This window comes from Providencia sp. PROV200 (genome assembly GCF_049901995.1).
In the GTDB taxonomy this organism is placed as follows: Bacteria; Pseudomonadota; Gammaproteobacteria; order Enterobacterales; family Enterobacteriaceae; genus Providencia; species Providencia rettgeri_E.
In genome coordinates, this window is the sequence record NZ_CP096307.1 from 2,106,515 (window position 1) to 2,133,297 (window position 26,783).

At 38.9% G+C, this 26,783-nt stretch carries 28 protein-coding genes; 20 read left to right on the forward strand and 8 right to left on the reverse strand.

Annotation, left to right across the window (positions count from 1 at the left end; translation table 11 throughout):
* The first annotated feature begins 57 nt into the window (after positions 1 to 57).
* Both M1E86_RS09655 and M1E86_RS09660 read left to right on the forward strand, forming a co-directional pair.
* Positions 58 to 1,083, forward strand: a complete 1,026-nt coding sequence (locus M1E86_RS09655) for a threonine aldolase family protein (protein WP_426099405.1) — start codon at positions 58 to 60, stop codon at positions 1,081 to 1,083.
* A 102-nt stretch (positions 1,084 to 1,185) separates the two neighbouring features.
* Positions 1,186 to 1,941 (forward strand): DUF4184 family protein, encoded by a 756-nt coding sequence (locus M1E86_RS09660; protein ID WP_213912713.1) that lies wholly within the window; start codon positions 1,186 to 1,188, stop codon positions 1,939 to 1,941.
* Here the strand turns inward: M1E86_RS09660 and M1E86_RS09665 are convergent.
* The gene (locus tag M1E86_RS09665; protein WP_195698711.1) at positions 1,938 to 2,525 is read right to left on the reverse strand and encodes a TetR/AcrR family transcriptional regulator; all 588 of its coding nucleotides are present in this window, start codon (positions 2,523 to 2,525) and stop codon (positions 1,938 to 1,940) included. The genes M1E86_RS09660 and M1E86_RS09665 overlap by 4 nt on opposite strands.
* Before the next feature lie 111 nt (positions 2,526 to 2,636).
* Between M1E86_RS09665 and M1E86_RS09670 the strand changes: the two genes are divergently transcribed.
* The 4 genes from M1E86_RS09670 to M1E86_RS09685 all read left to right on the forward strand — a co-directional run bounded on the left by M1E86_RS09670 (position 2,637) and on the right by M1E86_RS09685 (position 5,770).
* Positions 2,637 to 3,854 carry an MFS transporter gene (locus M1E86_RS09670; RefSeq protein WP_213912712.1) on the forward strand — a complete coding sequence of 406 codons (1,218 nt, stop codon included), beginning with the start codon at positions 2,637 to 2,639 and terminating at the stop codon, positions 3,852 to 3,854.
* A 64-nt stretch (positions 3,855 to 3,918) separates the two neighbouring features.
* Positions 3,919 to 4,410 (forward strand): GNAT family N-acetyltransferase, encoded by a 492-nt coding sequence (locus tag M1E86_RS09675; RefSeq protein WP_213912711.1) that lies wholly within the window; start codon positions 3,919 to 3,921, stop codon positions 4,408 to 4,410.
* Between the two features lie 135 nt (positions 4,411 to 4,545).
* On the forward strand, positions 4,546 to 5,010 hold the full coding sequence (locus tag M1E86_RS09680; protein ID WP_102138560.1) for a YaiI/YqxD family protein: 465 nt from the start codon (positions 4,546 to 4,548) through the stop codon (positions 5,008 to 5,010).
* Positions 5,011 to 5,116: 106 nt separating this feature from the next.
* Positions 5,117 to 5,770, forward strand: coding sequence for a LysE family transporter (locus M1E86_RS09685; RefSeq protein WP_213912841.1), 654 nt, complete (start codon positions 5,117 to 5,119; stop codon positions 5,768 to 5,770).
* Between the two features lie 84 nt (positions 5,771 to 5,854).
* On the opposite strand, the gene mnmH is transcribed toward M1E86_RS09685, so the two are convergent.
* Positions 5,855 to 6,943, reverse strand: a complete 1,089-nt coding sequence (mnmH, locus tag M1E86_RS09690) for a tRNA 2-selenouridine(34) synthase MnmH (RefSeq protein ID WP_213912710.1) — start codon at positions 6,941 to 6,943, stop codon at positions 5,855 to 5,857.
* Between the two features lie 156 nt (positions 6,944 to 7,099).
* Here mnmH and M1E86_RS09695 point away from each other — a divergent pair, with 156 nt between their 5' ends.
* Positions 7,100 to 7,363 carry a DUF3811 domain-containing protein gene (locus tag M1E86_RS09695; RefSeq protein ID WP_125894759.1) on the forward strand — a complete coding sequence of 88 codons (264 nt, stop codon included), beginning with the start codon at positions 7,100 to 7,102 and terminating at the stop codon, positions 7,361 to 7,363.
* 82 nt (positions 7,364 to 7,445) lie between these two features.
* Entirely contained in the window at positions 7,446 to 7,979 is a 534-nt protein-coding gene (locus M1E86_RS09700) for a beta/gamma crystallin-related protein (protein ID WP_125894761.1), read from the forward strand.
* Positions 7,980 to 8,003: 24 nt separating this feature from the next.
* Here the strand turns inward: M1E86_RS09700 and M1E86_RS09705 are convergent, their stop codons facing one another.
* Entirely contained in the window at positions 8,004 to 8,732 is a 729-nt protein-coding gene (locus M1E86_RS09705; RefSeq protein ID WP_102138565.1) for a GntR family transcriptional regulator, read from the reverse strand.
* Between the two features lie 259 nt (positions 8,733 to 8,991).
* Here M1E86_RS09705 and M1E86_RS09710 point away from each other — a divergent pair, with 259 nt between their 5' ends.
* The 3 genes from M1E86_RS09710 (at position 8,992) to M1E86_RS09720 (ending at position 11,883) form a co-directional block, all read left to right on the forward strand.
* On the forward strand, positions 8,992 to 10,152 hold the full coding sequence (locus tag M1E86_RS09710) for a mandelate racemase/muconate lactonizing enzyme family protein (RefSeq protein WP_213912709.1): 1,161 nt from the start codon (positions 8,992 to 8,994) through the stop codon (positions 10,150 to 10,152).
* A 64-nt stretch (positions 10,153 to 10,216) separates the two neighbouring features.
* The gene (locus M1E86_RS09715; RefSeq protein WP_213912708.1) at positions 10,217 to 11,515 is read left to right on the forward strand and encodes an MFS transporter; all 1,299 of its coding nucleotides are present in this window, start codon (positions 10,217 to 10,219) and stop codon (positions 11,513 to 11,515) included.
* Positions 11,516 to 11,553: 38 nt separating this feature from the next.
* A complete protein-coding gene (locus M1E86_RS09720) occupies positions 11,554 to 11,883 on the forward strand; it encodes a cupin domain-containing protein (RefSeq protein WP_213912707.1) in 330 nt (109 codons plus the stop codon).
* A gap of 274 nt (positions 11,884 to 12,157) precedes the next feature.
* Here the strand turns inward: M1E86_RS09720 and M1E86_RS09725 are convergent, their stop codons facing one another.
* Complete coding sequence (locus tag M1E86_RS09725) at positions 12,158 to 12,388, reverse strand: hypothetical protein (protein WP_319862449.1); 231 nt, start codon at positions 12,386 to 12,388, stop codon at positions 12,158 to 12,160.
* 323 nt (positions 12,389 to 12,711) lie between these two features.
* Between M1E86_RS09725 and M1E86_RS09730 the strand changes: the two genes are divergently transcribed.
* The 4 genes from M1E86_RS09730 (at position 12,712) to M1E86_RS09745 (ending at position 15,891) form a co-directional block, all read left to right on the forward strand.
* Positions 12,712 to 14,334: a mucoidy inhibitor MuiA family protein gene (locus M1E86_RS09730; RefSeq protein ID WP_213912706.1), complete on the forward strand. Its 1,623-nt coding sequence runs from the start codon at positions 12,712 to 12,714 to the stop codon at positions 14,332 to 14,334.
* Between the two features lie 75 nt (positions 14,335 to 14,409).
* A complete protein-coding gene (gene ydfG / locus M1E86_RS09735; protein ID WP_213912705.1) occupies positions 14,410 to 15,159 on the forward strand; it encodes a bifunctional NADP-dependent 3-hydroxy acid dehydrogenase/3-hydroxypropionate dehydrogenase YdfG in 750 nt (249 codons plus the stop codon).
* Between the two features lie 81 nt (positions 15,160 to 15,240).
* Complete coding sequence (locus M1E86_RS09740) at positions 15,241 to 15,612, forward strand: DUF1283 family protein (protein ID WP_125893208.1); 372 nt, start codon at positions 15,241 to 15,243, stop codon at positions 15,610 to 15,612.
* Positions 15,613 to 15,657: 45 nt separating this feature from the next.
* The gene (locus tag M1E86_RS09745; protein ID WP_125893206.1) at positions 15,658 to 15,891 is read left to right on the forward strand and encodes a DUF1161 domain-containing protein; all 234 of its coding nucleotides are present in this window, start codon (positions 15,658 to 15,660) and stop codon (positions 15,889 to 15,891) included.
* A 69-nt stretch (positions 15,892 to 15,960) separates the two neighbouring features.
* Here the strand turns inward: M1E86_RS09745 and bioD are convergent, their stop codons facing one another.
* The 3 genes from bioD to M1E86_RS09760 form a co-directional block, all read right to left on the reverse strand.
* Positions 15,961 to 16,635 carry a dethiobiotin synthase gene (gene bioD, locus M1E86_RS09750; RefSeq protein WP_125893205.1) on the reverse strand — a complete coding sequence of 225 codons (675 nt, stop codon included), beginning with the start codon at positions 16,633 to 16,635 and terminating at the stop codon, positions 15,961 to 15,963.
* A gap of 142 nt (positions 16,636 to 16,777) precedes the next feature.
* On the reverse strand, positions 16,778 to 17,989 hold the full coding sequence (locus M1E86_RS09755; protein WP_213912704.1) for an ROK family protein: 1,212 nt from the start codon (positions 17,987 to 17,989) through the stop codon (positions 16,778 to 16,780).
* A 91-nt stretch (positions 17,990 to 18,080) separates the two neighbouring features.
* Positions 18,081 to 18,992 (reverse strand): LysR family transcriptional regulator, encoded by a 912-nt coding sequence (locus M1E86_RS09760; protein ID WP_125893201.1) that lies wholly within the window; start codon positions 18,990 to 18,992, stop codon positions 18,081 to 18,083.
* A 124-nt stretch (positions 18,993 to 19,116) separates the two neighbouring features.
* On the opposite strand from M1E86_RS09760, the gene M1E86_RS09765 reads away from it, so the two are divergent.
* The 3 genes from M1E86_RS09765 (at position 19,117) to tus (ending at position 22,091) form a co-directional block, all read left to right on the forward strand.
* Positions 19,117 to 20,388 carry an MFS transporter gene (locus tag M1E86_RS09765; RefSeq protein WP_213912703.1) on the forward strand — a complete coding sequence of 424 codons (1,272 nt, stop codon included), beginning with the start codon at positions 19,117 to 19,119 and terminating at the stop codon, positions 20,386 to 20,388.
* Positions 20,389 to 20,472: 84 nt separating this feature from the next.
* Entirely contained in the window at positions 20,473 to 21,036 is a 564-nt protein-coding gene (locus M1E86_RS09770) for a lytic polysaccharide monooxygenase (protein WP_213912702.1), read from the forward strand.
* Positions 21,037 to 21,173: 137 nt separating this feature from the next.
* On the forward strand, positions 21,174 to 22,091 hold the full coding sequence (gene tus, locus M1E86_RS09775) for a DNA replication terminus site-binding protein (RefSeq protein ID WP_213912701.1): 918 nt from the start codon (positions 21,174 to 21,176) through the stop codon (positions 22,089 to 22,091).
* 55 nt (positions 22,092 to 22,146) lie between these two features.
* Here tus and fumC read toward each other — a convergent pair whose 3' ends face one another.
* The gene (gene fumC, locus M1E86_RS09780; protein ID WP_125893193.1) at positions 22,147 to 23,544 is read right to left on the reverse strand and encodes a class II fumarate hydratase; all 1,398 of its coding nucleotides are present in this window, start codon (positions 23,542 to 23,544) and stop codon (positions 22,147 to 22,149) included.
* Between the two features lie 179 nt (positions 23,545 to 23,723).
* Here fumC and manA point away from each other — a divergent pair, with 179 nt between their 5' ends.
* Together manA and M1E86_RS09790 are read left to right on the forward strand one after the other, a co-directional pair.
* Entirely contained in the window at positions 23,724 to 24,899 is a 1,176-nt protein-coding gene (gene manA, locus M1E86_RS09785) for a mannose-6-phosphate isomerase (protein WP_213912840.1), read from the forward strand.
* Between the two features lie 106 nt (positions 24,900 to 25,005).
* A complete protein-coding gene (locus M1E86_RS09790; protein ID WP_213912700.1) occupies positions 25,006 to 26,649 on the forward strand; it encodes a YdgA family protein in 1,644 nt (547 codons plus the stop codon).
* Positions 26,650 to 26,783 lie beyond the last annotated feature (134 nt).

The window sequence follows — 26,783 nt, forward strand, 5'->3', positions numbered from 1 at the left end:
ATACACCTATAAATGATGATTATAAATTAATATAACTAGGTATTGGTAGGTAAGTGAATGTATAGCTTTTTAAATGATTATAATGAGATAGCTCACCCTGCAGTTATGCAGACTTTAAATGATTTATCAGGGAAACGTTTTAAAGGTTATGGCACTGATGAGGTTTGTAGCAGGGTCGCGGCTCAAATTAGATTAAGAATTGGCCAACCTAGTGCGGATGTTCATTTCTTTAATGGCGGTACAATTACTAACCTGACAACGATTTCCCATGTATTGCGACCTCACCAAGCGGTGATCACCGTGGAGAGTGGCCATATCGCAGTCCACGAAACGGGGGCAATTGAAGCGACAGGCCATAAAGTCATTACCATTGATTCCCCATCAGGTAAATTAACCCCCGCACATATTACTAAAGTGTTATCTGAGCATGGTGATGAACATACTGTCCAGCCTAAGCTTGTTTATATCAGTAATTCAACCGAAATTGGCACTGTTTACCGTAAACAAGAGCTAGTTGCGCTACGTGAGATTTGTGATACCCATAACTTGTTATTATTTATGGATGGTGCTCGCTTGTCTTCTGGTTTAATGTCGAAATATAGTGATTTAACCATTGAAGATGTCGCGAAATTGACCGACATTTTTTATATCGGCGGAACGAAAATAGGCGCATTAACCGGGGAGATCTTAGTGATTGTAAACCCTGCATTGCAATCAGATTTTCGTTTTAGTATTAAGCAAAAAGGTGGGTTACAAGCAAAAGGTTGGCTACTCGCTGCCCAGTTCGAGCCACTGTTTAATGATGATTTGTATTTTAAATTGGGAAGTCATCTTAATAAGATGGCATCACAATTAGCTTCATTTTTTGCCGAAAAGGGATTTCAGTTTCTTGCGCCCGTAGAATCAAACCAAGTTTTTGTTATTTTCCCCAATGCATTGGCGAATAAATTATTAACGCACTACCAGTTAAGCTTAATTTGTCAGCCGACACCGGAAACCACCTGTATTCGCTTTTGTACCTCATGGTCAACAACTCAGCAAGATGTAGACAAATTAAAGCAGACTTTCCAAGCTTTACTTTAGGTAATTATCATCCCAATAAATATTTCCGATATTTCGCCTATATTTATTGGGTTTTATTTATCATGATGGCGGGATATTGATGACGTTAATGAGCAATTTGCCATGCCTTGGACTTTTTCCCATCCTGCGGTTGTTTTTCCGATTAAACAAAGTCGATTTGGGCGCTTTTTAAGCTTGCCTGCTTTAATTTTAGGCAGCTTAAGCCCAGATCTATTTTATTCAATGATGTGGTACTCGGCAGCGACTACGGCTCATGACTTGATAGGCTGGTTATATACTGGCTTACCATTATGTTTACTCATCACTATTTTTGTACAAAAAAGTGCTTTTTTTCTCCACTATGCTGTGCCATTTCCCCTAAAAAGCAGAAGTGTAAGCTCACTTCGACAATTCTGTATTGTCGTGCTTTCTTTTTATATTGGTGCCGCAAGCCATATTATCTGGGATGCTTTTACTCATCAGTCGGGGGCTTTTGTTCGGCACGCCGAATTCTTGCAGATTGTCGTATTTAACATGACAGATAGCCAAGAAATTGCTATTTATAAATTACTGCAACACCTTGGCTCTTTATTGGGGGCGTTGTACTTGTTGATAAAATACAAGCAGTTCTACCGCCGGCAATCTGCAGTTCAGCAGCTACGGTATGCGAAAAAGTTAATGGTATTGCTCAAGATTGCCATTATTTCAGCGTGTGTTTCCTTACCATTTGCTTATAATTTAGCCATGAAAGGGGATGCGCTTAGTTTTAATCGCTTTGTATATTTAGAACTGACACTGCTAGTGCCTGTTTTTTTTACAGCAAGTATATTGTTTGCACTGATAAAATATCAGCGCCAGCGAAAGGCAATGCAGAGTTAGCCTTTCGTGAGTAATAGCCCTGATAACATGATATCGATGGCAGCGATACTTTTCTTTAATCGCTGTTGGCTATCACCTTGTGAAATCCAATAGGCCGCTTCAGCGAGACCTCCATTAATCAAAAAAGCCAATGCGTGGGTATCAATATCTTTAATAATGTCTTTTTTGGCGAGCTCATAGAGTAAACGTTCAATCTGTTCGGTACATTGCAAGTTTGATTTAGCTAAGAAATCGCCTAATACGGCTTTCGCGTCACGCAAAATAATTTGTTGATATTCGGGCTCTAATGCCATTTCTAAGTAAGCATGACAGCGCTGACAAAAACTGTTCCATAGGTCTTCAGTATGGTGAGTAATTGCTTGTAAACGTGCATTCATTTGTGAGTCGATTTGTTCAACAACGGCAGTAAATAAGCCTTGTTTGTCGCCAAAGTGGTGGTAAAGGGCACCACGTGTGAGATTGACACTTGCTGCAACTTCATCCATTGAAGTTTCTGCATAACCAAGCCGGCTAAAGTGCTCTCGCGCTGTAGTTAGCAAATTCGCACGTGTTTCTGCCATTTGCGCTTGTGTTCTTCTTGCCATAAAAACTCTCTTACATACAGGGCGTATAATTATTTACATTCAATGTGTATGATTATATCATGATTATACATACGCAAAGTATGTATAATTAAATTTCATATTGGAGCTCATATGATAGGTCGCTATCAGCAGTTATTTCAGGCAAAAGAAAACCAACGCTTTGTGATAGCAGGGTTACTGGCGCGTTTATCGTTACCGATGATGGGGATCGGGATCATCACCTTGTTAGCCCAACTAAAAGGGAGTTACACCTTGGCAGGGCTTGTTTCTGCAACTTTTGTATTAACGTATGCGTTGTTATCGCCACAAATTTCCCGTTTAGTGGATAAATATGGCCAATTTCGCGTCTTGCCCGTGGTGACGGTCATCAGTGTGCTCGGTGTGTTTATTATTATCATAACAACGTGGTTATCGTTACCTGATATCGGTTTATTTATCGGGGCATTATTAACGGGCGCGATGCCCAGTATGTCAGCGATGGTCAGGGCAAGGTGGACGGCGCTGTATAAAAATCAACCCATATTACAAACGGCATATTCATTAGAAACTGTCTTTGATGATGCCACTTTTATCGTTGGCCCTCCGTTGTCTGTCGGGATCACCGTCGCTTTATTTCCCCAAGCAGGCTTGCTGGTGGCCGCAGTTTTATTAGCCGTGGGAATGGCTTTGTTTATTTCACAGCGCAGCACTGAACCTAAAGTCGTAGCATCTGATCATCTTGTAATGCCGAATAAATCAATTATCACAATGGTTGGACTGCAGTTATTGGTTGTATTGATGATTGCTTTAGGTGTGATTGTCGGGAGTGTGGATATTTTGAGTGTTACTTTGGCTCAATTACAACAGCAACCGGCGATGGCCAGTTTAGTGCTGTCGGCCTATGCAGTCGGTTCATGTGCAATGGGGATTGTTTTTGGGGGGTTAACCTTTAACACGCCTTTGCCTCGCTTACTATTCCTCAGCGGCTTAATGACGTTTCTTTCTATTGTGCCGATGTGGTGGGTCGTCGGGGTTTATTCTCTATCTGTGGTGGTGTTCATTTCCGGGTTGTTCTTTGCCCCGACGATGATCATTGCAATGACATTAGTTGAGAAAATTGTTCCGCAAAATAAATTGACAGAAGGAATGACCTGGTTACTCGCAGGGCTAAATATCGGTGTTGCTATTGGCGCGATGTTAACGGGTAAAATGGTGGATACTTATGGCCCTTATGCAGGTTACGCCGTTGCTATCTCTGGGGGGATTTTCGTTTTAATTTCAACATGGCTGAGTTACTTACGCGATAAAACCCAACAAAAAATAGCCGTTGAATGCGAAAATGGCCATTAAAAACAACGAAAAAATAAGCCATGTAGTGATAAAATCATCAAAAATAATTTAATGAGGTAATCCAATGCATTCTCCTGTCTTTCGTGCCGCCACACTTGATGATATCGACCGTTGTTATGCGATTGAAGTCGGATCCTATGAAGGGGATGAAGCCGCAACAAAAGAAAAGATAGCAACGCGGATCCAACAATATCCAGATGGTTTTTTATGCATGGAATTAGCCGGGGAAGTGATTGGCTTTATTAATGCGGGTTGTGCATGGGACGTTATGATGTCCGATGAAGAATTTAAAGAGCTTATTGGGCATGACCCACAGGCACCCAATGTCGTTATTATGTCAGTGGTGGTACATCCCAAATATCAAGGTAAAGGGTACTCATCTTTACTGATGAAAAAGTTTATTAATTCTATGAAAGAAATGCATAAAGAAACAATTCATCTGATGTGCAAAGAACGTCATATTGACCTATATAAGCATTTTGGCTACCAATATGTGAAACCATCAGAATCCGACCATGGTGGAATGACGTGGCATGAAATGGTGATGAAACTGTAAAGTCTTTTTTCTCAAGCTGACTATTTTAGGGCTGTATGGGGTCGTTTGGGGTATTTCAATACGAGGTATCTAACGTGCGGTTTTGTTGTCTGTTATGATACCTCATCATATGTAATCACTATTTGGAACGTAATGATGATAATTTGGGTTGATGCGGATGCATGTCCAAAAGTAATTAAAGAAGTTTTATACCGTGCGGCAGATAGAGAAAAAGTGCAAATAACATTTGTTGCAAACCAGCGTTTAACGGTACCACCATCACCTTTTTTAAAAACTTTGCAGGTGCCTGCGGGTTTTGATGTTGCGGATAATGAAATTGTATTGCGAGCTCAAAAAGATGACTTAGTGATCACCGCTGATATCCCTTTAGCTGCAGAGGTGATGGAAAAGGGCGCGAATGCATTAAATCCTCGCGGGGAACGCTATAGCGAAGCGACTATTCGTGAGCGTCTTAATATTCGTGACTTTATGGATACGATGAGAGCCAGTGGCATCCAAACAGGTGGGCCTGCAAGTTTAAACCAGAAAGACCGACAGCAATTTGCCAATGAATTAGATAAGTGGCTGTTACAACGTAAAAAAGCATTAGCGTCATCATAAGTCGGCACATTTTCTGATTTAAGCTCAGAAAATGTGCATAGCAAAACAGAATTACACCCTATACCGTGTCTATAATGGGTAACCTTAAATTTTTTGAAGAAAAATGATGGACCCATTACACAGCATTATCATCACACTTTTCTTATTTATACTGACCTTTTTTAATCCTGGGGCAAATTTGTTTATTGTGGTACAAACCACATTAAGCTCAGGTAAAAAAGCCGGGTTAACGTGTGGTTATGGCGTGGTGTTAGGCAATGCTATTTATTCAGGGCTCGGCTTATTTGGTCTGGTCACATTAATGGCGGAATTCGGCTCATTATTTTCAATCATTAAGATCCTTGGTGGCCTATATTTACTTTATTACGCAGTCAGTGTGTTTACTAATAAAACGCAACTTAATCTGTCCACCGAAAATACCATGGAACGTTTTCCTTCAGGTGTTTATTTTAGGCGGGGCTTGATTTCTGATTTATCAAATCCCCAAACCGTTTTGTTTTTTATGAGTATTTTTTCAACGACTATTTCGCCATCAACGCCATTATGGACTAAGTTAGTCATTTGGCTGGGAATTGTTATTGCGTCATTAATTTGGCGAATTATTTTATGCCAAACATTTTCTTTAACTTCTGTCCGTCGAACCTATTCACGAGTTCATAAAGTTGTCGGTAAAGGCGTTGGGTTAATTTTAGGGGCCTTGGCAACAAGGCTGATTTACCAAGGTGTCAGCGAACTGGTTATAAAAAAATCACCGTTCTAAATTAACTAACGATGAATCTATTGATAAATGAAAATAGCTTCAAACTCTATAAAATGAAGCTATTCACAGTCGTCACATGACGGATTATTGATGGGTTAGCCAATATTCAACTTCTTGATAATTACCACGGAAGATAATGCGATTTTGTTTTTTGCTTAACTGATAGCGATACATGGGGTCGTAATACTCATTCAACAATGGGACTAACCACGAAAAATGTGTTCGGGTATCGCCGGTTGTTTTTTGGTCGGCTAAAGCAAGGTCAAGTAAATGAGTCAATTCGATTGTACGTTGTGACCCTAAACGTTTACGAATGGCAGACAAACCATGGTGTAGGTAGCCGCTATATTCTTGCCAACCAAGTTCAAAACCAAAAGCGGCTAAAAAATCTTGAGTCATACGGTCAAAATATTCATATTTTAAACGCTCAAGACGCAGTTCAAAAGGGTCGTCAATAATAGCGATGGGCGCTTTTGCCATTTGTGTTCGTAGTTCAAGGGGCAGACTATTTGCCCCAATGGCACGTCCTTCGTCCTCCAGTACCCAGCGTTGGCAATGTTGAGCTTTTTTCAATAAGCTGACCGCTAAATAATTTTCAAACGTGGCCTGGGAATACTGCTGTTGTAATGTACGGCCAAACGAAGATCCCCGATGATGTGCAAGACCTTCTAAATCAATCCCATTCGCTAAGTGATGAACTAGAGTAGTTTTACCATTACCAGTACAGCCTCCCACTAAAATGATAGGGCGTTGCACCAATTCATTGACGGCATCAATTGCTGTTTGTCGTAATGTCTTATAACCACCGTTGATGAGTGGATATTCAATACCCACCTCTTTTAACCACGATTGCACGATATGTGAGCGCATTCCACCACGGGCACAGCAAATATAGCCGTGTGTATTTTGTTGGCAGGCCTCTTTCCACGCAGTGATCCGAGCCATTTTACTGCCACCACTGACAAGCTGGTGGCCTAATTCAATGGCTTTATCTGACCCTTGTTGTTTATAGCATGTACCGACTGCAGCCCGCTCATCATCATTCATCAAAGGCAGGTTAATGGCATTAGGCATTGACCCTTGTTGAAACTCGATAGGCGCTCTGACATCGATGAGAGGTGTGTCAGTGATTAAAATTTGGCGAATATTTTGTGAAGAAGAGGTTAATTCCATAATAACAGCGAGATTCTTTAAAGTTGCAATAGGATTACTATACTCTTAATCCTATTGCTTAGCATTAATGTTAGGTTTAAAACGATGGTTAGTATTTTACTGCTTAATGATGATATATTGCTGGTAGGTATTTTAATGTGAGTAAGGGGTAATACTATGAAGATGCTAACGATTCAAGAAATGACCGAAACTCAAAAAATCCAAGTGCGCACTAGGCTCGCACAAGAAAGGAAAAAGCTAGGCCGTGAATTAACGAATTCCGAGCAGAGCAAAGTAAGGAAACAAATCATTACCGAAATATCCCAAGAAGTTGAAAAACAAGCTAAAAAATTACGCTCAGAAAAGAAAAAAGACAAATTAGTTCCCAGCGATGCAAGTTACAGTTGGTCTGCTCAAAATCACAAAAGAGGGTATCGCTAATTTTTAATCAGAGTGTTCCGCTAGTGATTTGTATTAAGGAATTGTAATTTTATGCCATTCAAATCATTTAAAGACCTCAAAAATGAAAAAGATTGCGTTATTATTATTGTTATTCAGTAGCTTAACTGTCGCAAAATCCAATTATCATGGGAAACCCTCCCGTCATGATTCTGTTGTTGTGCATGTTTGCGCTTTATCTCCGTTTTCTAACTTCTATGCAGAAGCTGCAATGTCTGAACAAACTGCGCGACACAAAACCTCTCGGCGTTGTGAATTAGGACAAGGGCAAGGCAGTATTTTCTGTAAAGCTCAAGATGCAAAATGCAGTACCAGCAAATTATCGTTTGGTGATCAATATATTGAAGAAAGTCTGATTGTCTACGCTAAATCGTGGCAAAAGGGCGATTATATTGAAGTATTTGATGATATTCCGTATCTTTCCCGTCACCATTTCGCAGATAAAATCGCTTCTTATACTATCCCTGATGGCTGGATGGTACGCTTTTACGAAGGCGATAATTATACTGGCAAATACCATACCGAAATGGGTGGTTCGCACAATACATTGGGCTATAGCCAAAAAACCCGCTCAATTAAAATTATTAAACGGCAATAACGTCAAAGGCCAGAGTGTCTGGCCTTATTGCTCTCTTTTTTTATCAACGGCCTGATTGAAATTAACTTTTTTATTTTGATTGCGGATATGCTCTTTAATTTCTTTTTCTAAAAGTGGCAAATCACCCGTACAAATTTTATCCAGTAACACATGGTGTTCTTGGGTGATTTCTTCCATTGGTTTAGTGAATGTTGATATGCCAATAATAATAGTGAGCTGTTTTGCTACATTCTCCCATAACGACGTTAATGTTTTATTGCCGCTGAGTTCACACAATGTACGGTGAAAATGGACATCACTGAGGGAGAAAAGATAGTTATCTTCGAGTGTCGCTGCTTTGGTCATTTGGTTAATACATTCGGTTAGTTCATCAATGCATTGCTTATCTAAATGCTTTTTCTGAGAAATAAACCTTCTAATAGCATGTAATTCTAATAAGACCCGTACTTCGATAAGCTCATCAAGGCGTTCTTCCGAAACTGGCGCCATACGAATACCTTTAAAAGGCTCATTGATAACAATGCCTTGGCTTTCGAGAACGCGAAGAGCTTCCCTCACAGGAACACGACTTACGTTCATTTTTTCCGCAATTTCTTTTTCGACAATACGATCACCAGGCAAAATATAGCCACGTGTGGCGGCTTCAACTAACCTATCAACCACATCGTCAGTCAGTGTTCTTGCTTTAATAGGCTGCCAGTAATCATTTTTTGCCGTCCCACCTAAAAAAAGGTTTTTTTTACTATCAGTCATCGTAAATGCCTATAAAATTTTTATTAATCAAATAGTAATGATTTTAGTTATTCAAATTTTGTTCTAATAAAATTATCACATCATCAAATCATAGACCACAAAAAAACATAGAAATAACAGTCATACGTGATTTAGACCAAACTCGATGTAGATCACAATTAGAACAATTGAATATTGTATACAATCTTACAATCTTACAATCTAGTTTAATGCACCCAATTGATAAGCCGTTATTGAAAGAAAAGTGAAGGAAAAAATGATGGATAAACGATTGGAAGACATAAAAATTACTGAGATTGTTGCAGTTCCACTATTTGGAGAAAGCCCTAAGGGAGGCTGGTCAAATGAAATAAAACCAGAAGATCCTATTCATGCCATCATTGCAGTTCATACTGACGCAGGTATTACAGGCTATGGCAGTGTATTTACTGATGGCCGCTTAGTTGAGGCAGCTATCCCAGTGCTAGCTTCTTTATGCATTGGCGAAAGCGCGTTACAACCGGAGCGAGTATCTGAAAAGTTAAGGCAGAATACTTTTTGGATGGGGCGTGGAGGGACACTTACACACACAATTAGCGGGATCGACATTGCGCTGTGGGATATTTTAGGTAAAGCAACAGGGCTGCCCGTGAGTACGCTATTAGGTGGTAACTATAGGTCAAAAGTCCAACCTTATTGTTCGTTGCTGATGGAAAAACCAGATGTTATGCACAAGGTGATCCTAGAATATAAGTCATTAGGATTTAAAGCATTTAAAATTGGTTGGGGTCCTTTTGGACGCTGTAATGACCAACAATTAGACCGTGCAATTGTCGAGGCTGCAAGGGATGCTGCAGGGCAAGATTCCCAACTGTTTGTTGATGCAGGCGCGAGCGATGCGTACTGGCCGAATGGCTTAAAATGGGCAATCCAAACCTCACATATGTTAGCAGAATATCAGGTGGGTTGGTTTGAAGAAGCTTTACGACCTGATGATATTGATGATTTCAAAATACTACGTAAAGAGAGTCCTGTTGCTATTGCCGGTGGCGAAGTCTTAACTCGCCGTCAAGCTTTCTTACCTTGGTTGTCGCAAGGAGCATTTGATATTGTTCAGCCGGATGTGACTAAGGTAGGCGGAATTTCTGAACAACGCAGAATCGCGTGGCTAGCGGATGAGTTTGGTGTGAAATATGTCGGCCATGGCTGGAATACCGCGATGGGGCTTGCTGCTGATTTACAAATGGCGGCTGCTTTCCCTCAAGTGGATTATGTCGAGTTTATTGGTGGTAGCCAATACATTGATGGCATTGTTAAAACACCTTTCAAAGTTGACGAACAAGGGTACCTCACAATACCTAATACACCAGGTCTAGGTATTGAGTTGGATATCGAGAAGCTCGCTAAATTCACGATAAACCCTGAACGTTTATTTAAGTAACTAAAGTGATTAGCCGGAGAGAAACCGCTCTCTGGCCTCCATTTATATAAAAGGTCTGGTTACTATGAAATATAAAAATAAAGGTACAAAAGTCAGATTTTCGATAGCAATTTTAATGACACTCGCAATTGTTATTAATTATCTAGATAGAACGGTGATGTCAGCAGCAGCACCAACGATTTCTGCAGAATTACAGATATCACCAGAAATGATGGGGTGGATTATGTCTGCCTTTTTTCTTAGCTACGCACTTTGCCAGATACCAGCAGGATTTATTGCAGATAAATATGGACAAAGAAGAACATTGGCAGGGTCTGTATTATGGTGGTCATTAGCGACTGCAGCAACGGCATTAGCGAAAACACCATTGAGCTTTATCTCCACGCGTATCTTAATGGGAATGGGAGAGGCCGGTGCTTATCCGTGTAATAGCGGTATTGCAGCAAAATGGTTTCCAGATAGAGAACGCGGTAGGATCACTGCATTATTTGATAGTGGCTCTAAGTTTGGTACTGCTTTTGCTATGCCATTAGTGGTGTGGATTATTGCAAAATGGGGCTGGGAAGCAGCATTTATTATTTGTGGAGCACTAGGTGTTATTTGGGTTTTTGCATGGCTTAAAGTTTATCATGACCCTGAACAACATCCCAAAATTAGTGCCGAAGAACTTGCTTATATTCGAGAAGGGCAAATTAAAAAAGAGGGTATCGATAACATTCAACCGATGAAATGGTACCAATTAATTCGCTATCGCAATGTTCAAGCAATGTGTATTGGTTTTTTCATGTTGGATTATGCAATCTATTTCTTTATTACTTGGTTTCCTGCTTATTTAATGATGGAGCGCGGAATGAGTCTTGAAGAAATGGGATTTGCTGCAATGCTTCCGCCATTATGTGGTATTGCTGGCCAATGGCTGGGCGGCTGGGTCACCGACTATTTATTTATCAAATATAATAATGTTAGTCTCGCTCGTAAAATTCCTATTGTGGGAGGAATGTTAATTGCCACGAGTATCGCATTCTCAGGCTTAGTTGAATCAGTGACATTAATGATGACATTATTATGTTTATCTTACGCAGCACTTGCATTTGCCGCATCTGCCATTTGGTCTTTACCAGGCGATGTTGCACCACGCAATATGACTTCAGTGTTAGGTGGTATGCAAAGTGCTGTATCTAACTGCGGTGGAATATTAGGTCCGATAGTGACCGGGTATATTATTGCAGCAACCGGATCATTTATATGGGCATTAATTGTTTCAGGAATTGCATGTGCTATTGGCGCATTGGTTTATTTAATTATGTTAAGAGACATTAAGCCAATTGTTCCCAACGAACAAAATGAAGAACAAGTACATTAAAATAAATAACCGCAGAACAAAACGTTGGATTTTAAATAATGTTTATTTTCGATAAGACTATAAATGCGAAAAATATTTCGCCTGGAACATTACGAAAAATATTTTTTGGTAGTGAAAACATGATGATAGCAAAGGTATCATTAACTACAGGAACAATAGGTGAACTTCACGAACATCCACACGAACAGATGAGTTATATCGTATCTGGCTCATTTAATTACCGTGTTGGTTTAATAGAAAATAGAGTCAATAGTGGTGATGTTATTTATATTCCATCTAATGAAAAGCATCAGTGTGAGTGTTTAGAAAGTGGTGAGATATTAGATATATTTGTCCCAATGAGAAAGGATTTTCTCATCGATAACTAATCTATTTTTACATTATCAAGCGGCAACATTTGTTAGCCGCTTTTCTTTATTTATTGCCTAGGGTACTTCAACAAATAGAAGGAATTAATGATAGATGCCAAAGCACTGTTGGTAAAGGAAAGTGGCCAAGTGACGCATGTTTTCTTAACGTGAAGACGATTTAGTAAAGTGAGTCTTTGGCTAGCAAGGAAGATGAAGGGGGGATCATATGTACTTGGAATTAATTCATATGGTAGTGATATTGGCGTCTATACTCTATTTAACATAATATGCATTATGCGAATCTAAGTGTGAAATGAAGAAATCCAGCGATCTGATTGGTTAATCCGTGTTGGTTCTTTTGAGCCTCGTCATAGTCATTCATGAGTCTTGTTACTTCATGTAATTGTATGTGTGGGTTTTTGATTCCTTGTCCATGAAAACGTGTTTCAGGTAATCCAACGCCAAGAAGTTTATTATTGCTTAAACGCGCATTGTTATAATCAATCCAGATAATCTTAGCCATTTTCAAAAATGATTTCTCACTAATCTAAACAGCCTTCATTAATTTATTCCCTATACATTATCGCGGAAAGATCCTTTCGTCTTCGACTATTAAACTATTGAGTTGCTATTAGATCGAACAATTAAAATCTTGTCAATCAGTGGCGCAAGCGCGGTTTCGTGGAACTTAATAAGCCCCCATTGTATCGGCGAATTGGCATTTGATTTTCTTTGAAAAATTTTTAAAAGTGACTTTAAGCTTTATCTGTTATCAACAGATATAAAAATGCAATACCATGCACTTAACTCAATTTTATACCAATAACTGGTTCTTGGAGCTCAACGATGACGATACCGGTTCGATTAGCAAGTGGCCTGCTGGTTGCTTCACTATTTCATTCTCATTATGTTTTTGCTGAAACCCTATTAAATCAACCTGTCGAAATTAGCCATGCAACTGTATTCTTACGTGGCGCCGAATTAGATAATACCGTGACGCTGTCACTTAATAAAGGGGCGAACTCGGTCATCCTCACCAATATTGCAAGTAATATTGACCCACGTACGCTATCGATTAATCTTGAACAGGATGATGTGGTTATTCGTTCTATTAATATCCAAAATATAGCAACAGAAGCTAATTATCCAATGGCGATTGTTGAACTTTTGGAACAGAAAAAACAACTAAGTCAGCAGATAGAAACATTGAATATTGCAATTAATGTGGGTGAAGAACAATTAAGTTTATTGAAAGATCACCGCTTTTTTGGGGAAAATACAGCGCAAACACTCGAAGAATCAGCCCAGAAATTAAATTTTATTCGTCAGCAGATGTCTAATATTTTACAAGAGCAACAAAAACATCAGCTGGAACTAGTTGAGTTAGAAGAAAAGTCTGTGTTGTTGCAGGCGAAAATTGATGAAAATATGCCCTCTTCAATTGGCAAGCAAACTCAAATTGTCTTGTCTATTGATGCACAAAAACCGCTGACAACAGAGTTGCAAATTTCTTATTTAACACCCGATGCGGCTTGGTCTCCAAGTTACGATATCCGTAGTCTGAATTCGCAATCCCCTCTTGTTTTAACGTACAAAGCGGACATAGTACAAAATACAGGCATTGATTGGGATAAAGTTAACTTAACACTTTCAACGATTAATCCGTCTAAAAATATCACGCCTTCTGTTTTACAGCCTTGGCGCTTGTCCGTTTATGATAATAACGCTCAAATAGCGCGTCAGGTTCGAATGAAAATGCCTGCAGCGCCAATGGCAATGTATGAAGAAAGTAGCGTCAGTGAGAAGAAACAAACAATCAATTCAGGTATTTCAGACTTTGTCACAACATCTAGCAACGGTATCAATTTAAATTATCAAATCGCCCTGCCTTATTCATTAAAAAGTGCTATCAAGCCGAATACGCTCACCATCAAACAACAAGCACTTGATGTGAAATACAAATATACCGCCACGCCAAAATTGACTGAGGAAGTATTCTTACAAGCGGATATTGACAATTGGCAATCACTTAATCTATTGAATGGAAACGCTAATATTTATTATGGGAACACTTATATAGGCAATTTTATGATCAATGCGAATCAATTGGTTGACACATTGAGGGTCCCTTTTGGCGTTGATAAGAGTATTCAAATTTCTCGTGAACCAAATGAAAAAATAAAGAAAAAACCGAGTTTTATAGGGTCGACTATTCAACAAACAGAAAGTTACTTGGTCAAAGTAAAAAACACACATATGAAACCCATTGAATTAACTGTTTATGACCAGATCCCAGTGAGTGAGGATAGCGATATAAAAGTGTCTGCCATAGAGGATAAAAATGCGGTCACCAATAAAAGCACGGGTGAAATAACATGGGATATTGCCTTAGAGCCGAACGAAGAAAAGCAAATTTCATTTAGTTATACGTTGAGCTATCCAAAAGATAAACAGATATTAGGGTTGTAACAATTTTTGTAGTTCTTTTTCGATGGCGTTAGAATAACCCCACACTGATACGACAATTATAACTATGAGGTTTCCATGATTATTTTAGTAACAGGTGCTTCTTCCGGTTTTGGTGAATCAATTGCCCGTAGATTTATCAAACATAATTACACCGTTATTGGAACAGGACGTAGAACCGAGCGTTTAGAGGCTCTCCATCAAGAGTTAGGTGATAAATTTTACCCGTTAACATTGGATATCCAAGATAGAACAGCCATCCAAGATGCTATTGCAAATTTACCTGCGCACCTCAAAAATATTGATGTTTTAGTGAATAATGCCGGTTTGGCCTTAGGCTTAGAACCGGCATTTGATGCCAATCCTGACGATTGGGATGTGATGATTAATACAAATACCAAAGGTTTAGTTAATATGACCTACGAGGTATTGCAAGGTATGGTGGCGAATAATCACGGTCATATTATTAATATTGGTTCGACTGCGGCGAGCTGGCCTTACAAAGGCGGTAATGTTTATGGTGCAACCAAGGCCTTTGTAAAACAGTTTTCACTTGGCTTACGTGCTGATTTACAAGGAAAAAAAATTCGAGTTACCGATGTCGAGCCGGGCCTCGTTGGTGGAACAGAGTTTTCAAATATTCGCTTTAAAGGGGATGACGACAAAGCAGCTAGCACTTATCAGGGCGCAGATGCTCTGACCCCTGAAGATATTGCAGAAACAGTCTATTGGGTTGCCACTCTACCGGCTCACATGAATGTAAATACATTAGAATTGATGCCTGTTTGCCAAACTTTTGCGGGTTTAACCGTATATAAACAACTTTAATTTTTAGTACTATTCTATAAGACGTACTAACGTACTTTTAGCTATACTGAGATTATCGGTCCTATTCAGTAAGGAATTTACATGAGTTCACATAAAATGTTGAAAACTGGCTTAACGGCAATATGTTTCTGTCTCCCTTTACTTTGGGCTACATCATCTTCCGCTGCACAATCAACGACATCATGTACTGCAGGCAGTACGTGTGTTTCAGTAGGTCAAGGTGATGACTCTCTTAATAAAGAGCAAGCTCGTCAAGAAAAGGAACAATGGGATGATACCCGTATGTTGCGCAAGAAGGTTAATACTCGTACCGAAAAAGAGTTTGATAAAATAGATCAGGCTTTTGATGCAAAAGATAAATGCGAGAAAAGTCTCAATCTGAATGCTTACTGGGAACCGAGCACTAAACGTTGCCTTGATGTAAGTAATGGCCGTCCAATTAGTAATCCATAACCTTATAGTAGGTTGTTTTATGGAGCTGTTGATCAAGGAGAGAATATGAAAAAGAAATTATTATTACCCTTATTCGCACTAGCGCTAGCGCCAGCTTTGGCGCAGGCTTCATGTGAAAGCGTGATTGAGGAAATCAAACAAAAGATTATCAATAATGGTGTTCCTGCAGATAACTTTAGTTTGGTTGCAGTGCCTAATGATGAAGTCGATGCGTCTAAAGGCCAAGTTGTTGGTCACTGCCAAAATGATTCTTATAAAATCATTTATACCCGTCATTAATTATAAATTATAAGTAAAAAAACAGGGCGCTACTCATGATGGCGCCCTATTTCTTGATTTAAAACTCAATTAGTTAGGAATAGCAATAAGTTCTTGCAGCTTATCTGTATTAAGGTAATGACCTAACTCTTTTTCTTCTGGCCTTAATAAATACGGGATCTCCCCAATTAATGGAGCTTTAATATGGTGTTGTAACCGTTCAATGATTTGTGCGTAGTGCGCCAATCCTGGATTGATGCGGTTTGCCACCCAACCGATTAATGGTAGACCATCAGCTCGAATTGCATCCGCTGTTAGTAATGCGTGATTAACACAACCATGTTGAATGCCGACGACTAAGATCACACCGACAGGCTGACCTTTTAACCAGTCCGCATAAAAAGTATTATCATCAAGTAGATAGCGCCATCCCCCATTACCTTCGATAACAACCATGTCACATTGATGATGTAAATGGTCCAGGCCATGCTTTATTTTATTAAAATCAATACTATTTTCATGGCTGTAATTGTCTGTAATACGCACAGGGTTAACTTCATCATAAGAAACAAGGTCTTGAGACACACTGTGGATGAGTAATGCATCTTTATTTCTGATTCCTTCAGGGGTATCAATGCATTGATCTGCAATAGGCTTGTAGCCCACGGCTTTAATTCCTTGGTTATTTAGTGCTTGCAAGATGGCAAGCGTCGATACTGTCTTCCCGACATCTGTATCTGTCCCGGTAACAAATAGATTGATCATGGTCTTTTTCTATCCTGAAGTGACAGACTTATACAGCAATAAGCTGCAAAAATGATATGGATTCAGTTTATTGGAATGGGTAAGTGAGAAGTTTGCGTTAGCTCAATTTTGTGTACGATAGTATAAATATTATCGAATTGTTTTAACCTTGTAATAGTTGTAGTAGCAGTGAACCATCATATAATGCTCTCTGTATTAATGATGTTTCACTCTCTTTTACTGTAAATAGAGATTTTTCTATCGATAAATTTGATAAATACAGAGGAACTGCGTATTTATTTATATGGTCATGTAAACATTTTAAAAACAGCTCAGAACCTTGATTCAAAGGTGAATTGACTAAAATTAACTCACTACCAAATAAATTCACCATCAGTGCTAATGGTTTAGCTAATTGCTGGGCAACTTGATTAATAAGGTAAACACAAAATCTGTCGTTTAAGGTTGCTCCAGTGCAAATTTTTTCAATTGAAATACCGTGCTGATGCAAAAAAGAATCAGGGTAGTTTATTAGGAAATTATTAGCTTGCCGCAATATTGCAGGAATGGATGTTTGGGTTTCTAAACAGTCGTTGTTACCGCAATAGCAAAAGCTATGTTGGTCTGTCTCACATTGGGTATGGCCAAACAAAATAGGTCGACGGGTATTCGTATCTAAGGCTATTCCATGGTTTAACACCATAATATTAACAACATCTTGTAGCTGTATGTAAATGATGTTTTTTGCTTTTCTTTTCTCCTGATGAGAAAAGTGGTCCATTAACGCCAACGCATCCACTGGCGGATGTAAATAGGTGGGTAAACCCGTTTGCTTGGTAAGGTGCTCTGCAATGGCCAATTGATGGATTTTAAAAGAAGGATGCTGATAAATAACACCGGTATGGGGATCTAAAATACCATCAATAAGAATGCTAATGGCGGTGACTCTTTCTAATATGTTTTGATGATTAGCAAAAAATTGACTAATTAATTCAGAAAGTGAATCCATAAATTCGCTATTCCCTAGCGGTGTAAATGGATATTCTGTTTGCGCTAAGGTAACCGCATTAATTTCTTTCAGGGAAATAGTAAGTTTCTGCTCTTCAATACGGATCGCTAGAAATTGCCACCCTTCACTTTCAATCACTAACCCTATCGCTGGACGTCCACGTAAACCGAGTACGGGAAACTCTAATTCTTTGATTAAGTGGGCATCCATAAGCTCGCGTGTAATTTTAGTGATACTTGCAGGCGCAAGTTGTGCTTGTTTTGACAAGGCAATACGCGAAATTGGACCATGTTGATCAATGATACGATATACAATCCCCGTATTTAATTGTTTTATTTGGTCAATATGGCCTGTTTGATTCACCATGGTAATAATTCAATTCCTTTATAAAGCAATGAGTTATTATGCCTTAATCTGTGTATGAATGATTTCGTTTGCATTGAAAGTGTGAGCTTACTCACTTTTGTTGACCAACAATATTGGCCATCAAAAGATTTGTTAATTTTTTGGCGACAGCAGGTAATGCTCTACGCGTATTGTAGACTAACCAGACTTCAGATGAAGCATTAATATTTGTGAGTTTTAAGTATTTCACACCATCAATTTTCATACGTGTGAATGATTCTGTAATCACTGAGATCCCCATACCTGCGGCAACTAATCCCAAGATAGTCATTGCTTCCCCTGCTTCTTGAGAAATGGTCGGTACTACTCCCGCAGATGTTAACAATTGGTTTATTTCATCATATAACGCAGTACCGACATCACGTTCAAAGAAAATAAAGGGGTAATCAGCAAGCTGTTGAATATCGACACCAACATCAATAAATTCTAATAATGGGTGTCCTTCATAGACAGCGACCATAAATGGTTCTTTAAATAATAGCTGGTAATCCAATTGTTCTGGTAACACCGTATTTCTCATAATGCCGAAATCAATTCGTCCCGTAATTAAGGGCGCTATCTGTTGTTTCGTATTCATTTGGTGCATATGAATAGACACTTCAGGGTATGTTTCCCGATATTGCCGTAAACTCATTGTGACCTTGTGCATAAACGGCGTAGTTGACGTAAATCCAATGGACAACTCCCCAAGTTCGCCTTTTTCCATGCGAGCCGCTTTTGTCGCAGCCGCATCGACTTGCGCTAAAATTTGATATGCCTCTTTTAAAAACATCGTACCTGCAGGTGTTAAGGCAACATTTCGGTTATTCCTTTCTAACAATTTTGCATTAATTTTCTCTTCAAGTATTTGTATTTGCTGGCTTAATGGGGGCTGTGAAATATGTAAACGTTCAGCAGCCCTGCCAAAATGGAGTTCTTCAGCGACAGCAATAAAGTATCGCAAGTGCCTAAGTTCTATACTCATCGTTTTCTCAATATCATTGATATGTTTAAAATATCATTATTAATAATTAATATATTAGACAAAAAACTATAAAGTTTCTATTCTTTGATCGAAATCAAACGTGTTGGTATGACAAGGAAAATACATGGAACACTCACAGAATAGCCTTACATCTGAGCAACCTAATGAAGGAATAAGGACACCCCAACAGGGAAATACCACACCAAAAAAACATTACATACAAAGAGATGATGCGCTGTATTTACGTGTGACTTTATCTTTTTTTACGGTGGGTTTTGCCACATTCGCATTACTGTATTTTGTGCAGCCAATTTTGCCTATGTTGTCAGAGGATTTTAATATTTCTCCTGCAACGGCAAGCTTATCATTATCACTAAGTACTGGATTAATGGCATTAGGTTTATTGATTACCGGGCCAATTTCAGATGCAATAGGTCGAAAAAATGTGATGGTGATTGCATTGACCTGTGCTGCATTATTTACGTTACTTAGTTCCGTGATGCAGAGCTGGCAAGGGATCTTAATTGCGAGAGCATTAGTTGGTTTATCGTTAAGTGGTGTTGCTGCGGTTGCAATGACCTATTTAAGCGAAGAGATCCATCCAAGCTATGTTGCTCTATCCATGGGCTTGTATATTAGTGGTAACTCACTGGGCGGAATGAGCGGCCGTTTGGTAACGGGCGTGATTGCTGATTTTTATTCATGGCGTGTTGCTGTTATCATTCTAGGTTCATTAGCCTTGGTTGCCGCTATTGGTTTTTGGCGATTACTGCCCCCTTCTCAACATTTTCGTGCGAGTTCTTTAAAACCTAAAAATCTATGGGTTAATTTGCATCTACACTTTAGAGATAAAGGCTTGCCTTTTCTGTTTATTGAAGGCTTTGTTTTGATGGGTGGCTTTGTCACCATGTATAACTACATCGGGTATCGTTTACTTGAAGCCCCTTATTCGTTTTCTCAATCTACAGTTGGGTTATTATCTGTCATTTATTTAACAGGAACTTACAGTGCAACTAAAACAGGAAGCCTAATTCACAAATATGGACTTGGACAAGTACTCATAGCGTCTATTACCATGATGTTAGTTGGTATTTTAGTCACATTACATTCAAATGTTTATTTAATTCTGCTTGGAATGACCATGCTGACAACGGGCTTTTTTGCAGCGCACTCTGTAGCAAGTAGCTGGGTGGGACGTAGAGCTAAACGAGCGCGTGGACAAGCATCTTCCTTGTATTTATTTAGTTATTACGCAGGGTCCAGTATTGCAGGTACAGTGGGTGGCTTATTTTGGCAACACTTCGGCTGGAATGGAGTCGCTCTATTCATCGCTGGAATATTATTTATCGGTATTATCATTGCTTATCGTTTGAAATCTATTTGTTATAACCAATAGATTAGGAACTAATAAAGCTTAAACTACCACACCTTCTCGTTATTAGTGGATGATAAAAATGTCTATTAATAACGAGGAAACCCAATGAAATCATTTTTATTAGCACCGTTATTTTTTTGTTGTAGTTTTTTGGTTTGGTCCCATGGCTATGTCGAATCTCCTGAAAGTCGTTCATATTATTGTAAACAAGGTCTAAATACTCACTGCGGGCCTGTGCAATACGAGCCTCAATCGATTGAAGGCCAAAAAGGCTTCCCCCAATACGGTCCCGCTGATGGCAAAATTGCCAGTGCCGGTATTGCTGCATTTTCCCCTTTAGATACTCAAACCGACAACCGCTGGAAGCGAGTTATTTTAAATTCACCTAATGTTAAATTTAAGTGGCGTATTACCGCGAGACATAAAACGACAAAATGGGAATACTTCATAACTAAGCCAGACTGGCAGCCAAATGCCCTATTATCTCGCGATCAATTTACGCTAACGCCATTTTGTCAATTTGAACGAATAGAATTCCCAAAAGAGATAGTGGAGCACCATTGCGTATTGCCGAAAAGCCAAAAAGGTTATCATGTCATTTTAGCCATTTGGACGATAGATGATACGGTAAATGCGTTTTATCAAGTCATTGATACACAAATAAATTAGTGTAAAAAGACATCGTATATCAGAGAAGGATAAGTGCTAAACTACCCCATTTGTCCTTGTTAGCTTTAATTTATTATTGCTAAGCGCAAGAGTTAATGATAGATATAGTTTATCACACCATTGAATGTTGTAACTAAATGACACCAAAACAAGACTTAATTGATACGTTTAATGAATTGGAGTCACAAATAAACCAATTCAGCCTCTTACTATTGGAGCAATCAAAACAGGTTCCATTTACCGCCCATGTTTTTCAGTTACCTTCTGTTATTAAAGGCGAGGAAAACAATGAAATAGAACAAATTTCAGTACAAACACTCGTGAGTCATGATGCAATAAACGAAACAGTAAAGTTAATTAACTTGCTATTTTTACAGAATAAACCTGAAGAAATTAGCAATAAAGCCGCTATCCGCTTACCTGGCGCTATATGTATACAAACTGATTTGCAGACCTACCGTGACTTTAATTCGTTAATATTGAAGATCAATGAGTTAAAGATGCATATAAAGGCAATCGTTACACAAGTGAATGAACCTCATCGATTCGAATTTATCCGTGACAGTTTGCATGGACTGCTGACATTAAATACCTATCGCACCCTCACCTCATTAGTTGATGTCGATACGATTAATTTTGGCTGGGCAAATAAAAAAGTTATCAATAAAGTCACAAAAGAAGCAATGCTAGACCGCTTACAAGCAAGCTTAGAAAGTGGCCGCTGCCCTCTTCATTTACCAAAAGAGCACTGGCGCTTACAATTGGAAAATGAAATTCGCTTAATTGACTCCCTACCTTACAATGCGGTTTTAAAAACTCAACGGCCTGTCAAAGTTCAGCCAATCGCTCGTGTGTGGGATAAAGAACAACAGAAACAAACCCAGTTTGCTTGTGCGACGCCTTTATTTGTTTTTGCGCTCGAAAAAACAGTATCAGAAATTAAAGTCGGAGAACTGCCCGATTACCATGCAGGACAGATTGCTCTTCGTAATCGACCAAAAGCAAAACAGGTTGAATTATTAATTCCGCGATTAAATTTGTATATTGAACGCTAAAAAAACACCCATCTGTAAAACAGTATGGGTGTTATATGTCGCTAATTTAGCTAGCTTAAGATTTCATGCTGCCAACCATATCTTCTGGGCGAACCCAATCATTGAACTGTTCTTCCGTTAAATAGTTTAGTTTCAATGCAGATTCTTTCAATGTCAGCCCTTCTTTATGCGCTTTTTTAGCAATTTCTGCCGCTTTATCGTACCCAATATGGGTATTTAAAGCCGTTACTAACATTAATGATTCATGAAGTAATTTTTCAATGCGCTCACGATTTGGTTCAATTCCAATCGCACAGTGCTCATTAAAGCTACGCATACCATCCGCTAACAAGCGAACAGATTGCAGGAAGTTATCAATTAACATTGGGCGGAATACATTCAGCTCAAAATTACCTGATGCCCCACCAATGTTCACAGCAACATCGTTACCCATCACTTGAGCACATAACATTGTCAGTGCTTCACACTGTGTTGGGTTAACTTTACCTGGCATAATTGAACTGCCTGGCTCATTTTCTGGGATAGAGATTTCACCAATACCACAACGAGGACCAGATGCTAACCACCTAACATCATTCGCAATTTTCATTAGAGAAGCAGCTAAACCTTTTAAAGCACCGTGTGCGTGTACAAGGCTATCGCAGGTTGCTAATGCTTCAAATTTGTTCGGCGCTGTAATGAATGGCTGGCCGGTTAATTCTGCGATTTTTTTCGCAACACGTACAGCATACTCTGGATGCGTATTTAAACCGGTCCCCACTGCAGTACCACCTAACGCTAATTCACACACATGAGGGACTGAATTTTCAATGTGTTTTTCACTATTCGCTAACATTGCAGCCCAACCTGAAATTTCTTGGCCAAGCGTCAGCGGAGTTGCATCTTGTAAATGGGTACGACCGATTTTAACAATATCTTTAAATTCTTTCGCTTTTGCGTCTAATGTTTGATGCAATGTTTTCAGTTCAGGAAGAAGATGCTCGCGGATTGCGACGACCGCAGCAACGTGCATTGCCGTTGGGAAAACATCATTTGAACTTTGACTTTTATTCACATCATCATTAGGGTGAATAAGGCGATCATTACCACGTTGGCCACCGAGAATTTCGCTACCACGGTTAGCTAAAACCTCGTTCATGTTCATGTTACTTTGCGTACCAGAACCTGTTTGCCAAATAGCGAGAGGAAATTCCGTTGGATGTTTGCCCGCTAAGACTTCGTCAGCGGCAGCAATGATTGCATCACCGCGCTCTTTGGCTAATAATCCAAGATCCATATTGACACTAGCAGCGGCTTTTTTTGTGATAGCGAGTGCGTGAATTAACGCAACAGGCATTTTTTCTACAGATATACGGAAATGTTCTAAAGAACGCTGCGTTTGCGCGCCCCACAAGTGGTCAGCAGGTACTTCAATAGGTCCCATTGAGTCTTTTTCAATGCGAGTGGCTGCCATTACTATCTCCTTAGGTACATACACAGAATAATTGATTTTAGAATCATCTGCTTGCAGGTAAGCAAATAACCGAGCAGTATAATGCCACAAATTGGATTTCATTTATGAGACTTGGTCGTGCTTATTGTATTGTAGTGGAAATGAAATCAGTTGATTTTTATGAAAAAGAGAATTTTGCTATGCTGAAAATGATAAATAAAGTCCAAAACTATGACTGGGGCAGTAAAACGGCCCTGACTAAGTTATATGGGATTTCAAACCCCGATAACTTACCAATGGCTGAACTTTGGATGGGGGCTCATCCAAAAGCAAGCTCGGAAGTTCTCGATACGGAAAAAAATCAAAGTATTCCACTTAATGTCTTAATTGATAGCGATCCTGAAGCTTATTTAGGTCAACATGTTGCACAGACGTATCATCGTTTACCTTATTTATTCAAAGTGCTATGTGCAGCTCAACCGTTGTCTGTTCAGGTGCATCCAAACAAAACTTATGCTGAAGTTGGTTTCGCCAAAGAAAATTCAGCAGGGATCCCTTTAGATTCCCCAATACGTAATTATAAGGATGATAACCACAAACCTGAATTGATCTTCGCATTAACACCTTTTAAAGCGATGAATGCCTTTCGCCCACTCAATGAAATCGCTCAGCTTCTGGATTTTGTTTCTGCTGCCCATCCTGATATTCAGTTATTTGTTCAGGACCCCACTGAAGAAAAACTATCACGTTTATTTGCACAAATTCTTAACCTAACGGGTGAACAAAAAGATTTAGCGCTTGGTGTATTGAAAGCTGCATTGAACAGCCGACAAGGTGAACCATGGAACTCAATAAAGCAAATGGTTAGCTTGTATCCTGAAGATAACGGGTTATTTACCCCTCTTCTTCTTAATATCGTTGAACTAGAACCTGGTGAAGCGATGTTTTTATATGCTAGAACGCCACATGCTTATCTAGAAGGTGTCGGGTTAGAGGTTATGGCAAATTCAGATAATGTACTGCGTGCAGGGTTAACAAATAAGCATATAGATATTCCAGAGTTGATTGCGAATATTGACTTTAAGCCTACGTTTGCAAAGGATTTATTGAACACCCCCGAAAAATCTGGAAATATCTGGAAATATAATATTCCAGTAGAAGATTTCGCATTTAATATATATTCTATAGACCACTCGGAAGTTGCACTATCTAACAATAGCGCCTCGATTTTGTTCTGTATTGACGGCCAGTTAGTTTTGCATTCAGGTAATGATGAAATATGTATTAATTCAGGTGAATCTGTTTTTTTACCGGCTTATGAGAAAAGCATAACCATTAATGGCAGTGGTAAACTAGCCCGAGTATTTAACAAATAGTGTCATATTCTGTATTTAACCGTCTTCAATGTATGAAGATGGTTATTTAAAACTTTTATAAATTTATAAGTACGGCAATAACGTACTGAAAGGATGGATGTTTATAATGAAAAAGTCATTAGTCGCGGTTGGTGTTATTGTTGCTCTTGGTGCCGTGTGGACCGGAGCTTCATGGTATACAGGTTCTAAAGTAAAAGATGAACTTGATCGAGTAATCCTCAAAACCAACGATTTTTTTGCTGTAAATGTGCCTGAGTCAGGTTTGAACTTTAAAGTAGAAAATTATGAAAAAGGCGTATTTTCATCTACAGCAGATATTGTAATCACCTCTGCGGACTCAGTATCACCAGACGACTCTATTGTATTCAAAACGAATATTGATCATGGTCCATTCCCATTATCACAAGTTGCTAAGTTTAATTTATTACCTAAATTAGCAGCGACACAAATTGAATTAGCTAACAACGCAACAACAAAAGAGTTGTTTGAAGCGACTAAAGGCAAACCTTTTGTTCATGGTTCCGCTGTTATTGGCTATAGCAAAAGTATTGATACCAGTTTAGAGCTGATCCCTGTTGAATATCAGAAAGATGATGTTTCATTATCATTCAGTGGTTCTAAGTTTGATGTTTCAACAACTGCGGACCTTGCTGCTGTTGATGCTACTTTAGTGACGGATAATTTAGTTATTGGTAAAAAAGATAATTCTGAATCTATGACATTAAAAGGCTTGAAATTAGTCTCTAATGTTGAAAAATCACAATATGGCTTCTATACAGGTACCCAGTCATTTGTTATTGCAGACACAGATTTCAATATTCCTGAAACGAAATTCTCTTTTAAAGATTTCAAGATTTCCAGTGACACGTCTATTACCGGCGAAGATGCAAAAGGGAATATTTCATATAGTATCAATGACCTAAAAGCATTAGAACAGAATTTGGGTTCGGGTGAACTGACTGTTGCTATTGAGAAATTAGATGCTAAAGCGTTAGGTAAATTCGTTGAGCAATATAACGAAGCTCTAGCGCAAGGTTTAGCTAGCGGAGATCCTACTGAAGCAACAGAGCGTTTAGCGATGGAGATGATGTCTACAACATTGCCTGAGCTAATGAAAAGCAAGCCTGTATTTACGGTTAGCCCTTTCTACTGGAAAAATGAAGCGGGCCAAAGCTCAGTTGACTTAAATATTACATTCAATAAATGGAACCAAGATGAAATGACTGCGTTAGCAATGTCTAACAAAGTTGATGAAGCTATTAAACAACTCATTACGTCTTTTGATTTCAATTTAAAACTGAATAAACCAATGATGATCGAATCAATGACTCAAGCCATGATTTTAGATCAAGGTGTACCCGTTGATGCAGAAGCTAAAAAAGAAATGAAAGGCATGATCACCTCTGAGTTTGAAGGTGTTCAGCAAATGCTGACTTCAGATATGTTCTCTTCGCCATTTGAAGAAATGTTTATGACTGATGAAGAACGTGCTGAAAAAGCTAAGCAGAAAAAATCACCATGGATGATTGATAGTGAAAATGATTTAACTATGACTATCAAATTTGCAGGTAATGACCTGACATTCAATAATGACAAATATACCTTAGCTGAGTTCCTCACTAAGATGAAAATGATGTCTAGCCCAGAAGATGCATTAGAATATGAAGCTGTACCTGCTCCAGACGCAGAGCCAGCACCAGAAATGGAAGTTGAGCCTGAGTTAGCTCCACAAGAAGCACCAGCTAACTAATTTACTCAATACCATCTAGTGACGAAAGCCAGTTAATATTAGCTGGCTTTTTTATTACATCATGAAATTAACGTGATTCAAATCACAATATAAATGTAATAATTGATTTCGTTTCACATTTTTCGTGATTCAAG

What these genes read in the sequence shown, in the direction of transcription:
- M1E86_RS09655 (WP_426099405.1), top strand. Translation starts at nt 58, where the DNA reads ATGTATAGCTTTTTAAATGATTATAATGAGATAGCTCACCCTGCAGTT.
- M1E86_RS09660 (WP_213912713.1), top strand. Translation starts at nt 1,186, where the DNA reads ATGCCTTGGACTTTTTCCCATCCTGCGGTTGTTTTTCCGATTAAACAA.
- M1E86_RS09665 (WP_195698711.1), bottom strand. Translation starts at nt 2,525, where the DNA reads ATGGCAAGAAGAACACAAGCGCAAATGGCAGAAACACGTGCGAATTTG.
- M1E86_RS09670 (WP_213912712.1), top strand. Translation starts at nt 2,637, where the DNA reads ATGATAGGTCGCTATCAGCAGTTATTTCAGGCAAAAGAAAACCAACGC.
- M1E86_RS09675 (WP_213912711.1), top strand. Translation starts at nt 3,919, where the DNA reads ATGCATTCTCCTGTCTTTCGTGCCGCCACACTTGATGATATCGACCGT.
- M1E86_RS09680 (WP_102138560.1), top strand. Translation starts at nt 4,546, where the DNA reads ATGATAATTTGGGTTGATGCGGATGCATGTCCAAAAGTAATTAAAGAA.
- M1E86_RS09685 (WP_213912841.1), top strand. Translation starts at nt 5,117, where the DNA reads ATGGACCCATTACACAGCATTATCATCACACTTTTCTTATTTATACTG.
- mnmH (WP_213912710.1), bottom strand. Translation starts at nt 6,943, where the DNA reads ATGGAATTAACCTCTTCTTCACAAAATATTCGCCAAATTTTAATCACT.
- M1E86_RS09695 (WP_125894759.1), top strand. Translation starts at nt 7,100, where the DNA reads ATGAAGATGCTAACGATTCAAGAAATGACCGAAACTCAAAAAATCCAA.
- M1E86_RS09700 (WP_125894761.1), top strand. Translation starts at nt 7,446, where the DNA reads ATGAAAAAGATTGCGTTATTATTATTGTTATTCAGTAGCTTAACTGTC.
- M1E86_RS09705 (WP_102138565.1), bottom strand. Translation starts at nt 8,732, where the DNA reads ATGACTGATAGTAAAAAAAACCTTTTTTTAGGTGGGACGGCAAAAAAT.
- M1E86_RS09710 (WP_213912709.1), top strand. Translation starts at nt 8,992, where the DNA reads ATGGATAAACGATTGGAAGACATAAAAATTACTGAGATTGTTGCAGTT.
- M1E86_RS09715 (WP_213912708.1), top strand. Translation starts at nt 10,217, where the DNA reads ATGAAATATAAAAATAAAGGTACAAAAGTCAGATTTTCGATAGCAATT.
- M1E86_RS09720 (WP_213912707.1), top strand. Translation starts at nt 11,554, where the DNA reads ATGTTTATTTTCGATAAGACTATAAATGCGAAAAATATTTCGCCTGGA.
- M1E86_RS09725 (WP_319862449.1), bottom strand. Translation starts at nt 12,388, where the DNA reads ATGGCTAAGATTATCTGGATTGATTATAACAATGCGCGTTTAAGCAAT.
- M1E86_RS09730 (WP_213912706.1), top strand. Translation starts at nt 12,712, where the DNA reads ATGACGATACCGGTTCGATTAGCAAGTGGCCTGCTGGTTGCTTCACTA.
- ydfG (WP_213912705.1), top strand. Translation starts at nt 14,410, where the DNA reads ATGATTATTTTAGTAACAGGTGCTTCTTCCGGTTTTGGTGAATCAATT.
- M1E86_RS09740 (WP_125893208.1), top strand. Translation starts at nt 15,241, where the DNA reads ATGAGTTCACATAAAATGTTGAAAACTGGCTTAACGGCAATATGTTTC.
- M1E86_RS09745 (WP_125893206.1), top strand. Translation starts at nt 15,658, where the DNA reads ATGAAAAAGAAATTATTATTACCCTTATTCGCACTAGCGCTAGCGCCA.
- bioD (WP_125893205.1), bottom strand. Translation starts at nt 16,635, where the DNA reads ATGATCAATCTATTTGTTACCGGGACAGATACAGATGTCGGGAAGACA.
- M1E86_RS09755 (WP_213912704.1), bottom strand. Translation starts at nt 17,989, where the DNA reads ATGGTGAATCAAACAGGCCATATTGACCAAATAAAACAATTAAATACG.
- M1E86_RS09760 (WP_125893201.1), bottom strand. Translation starts at nt 18,992, where the DNA reads ATGAGTATAGAACTTAGGCACTTGCGATACTTTATTGCTGTCGCTGAA.
- M1E86_RS09765 (WP_213912703.1), top strand. Translation starts at nt 19,117, where the DNA reads ATGGAACACTCACAGAATAGCCTTACATCTGAGCAACCTAATGAAGGA.
- M1E86_RS09770 (WP_213912702.1), top strand. Translation starts at nt 20,473, where the DNA reads ATGAAATCATTTTTATTAGCACCGTTATTTTTTTGTTGTAGTTTTTTG.
- tus (WP_213912701.1), top strand. Translation starts at nt 21,174, where the DNA reads ATGACACCAAAACAAGACTTAATTGATACGTTTAATGAATTGGAGTCA.
- fumC (WP_125893193.1), bottom strand. Translation starts at nt 23,544, where the DNA reads ATGGCAGCCACTCGCATTGAAAAAGACTCAATGGGACCTATTGAAGTA.
- manA (WP_213912840.1), top strand. Translation starts at nt 23,724, where the DNA reads ATGCTGAAAATGATAAATAAAGTCCAAAACTATGACTGGGGCAGTAAA.
- M1E86_RS09790 (WP_213912700.1), top strand. Translation starts at nt 25,006, where the DNA reads ATGAAAAAGTCATTAGTCGCGGTTGGTGTTATTGTTGCTCTTGGTGCC.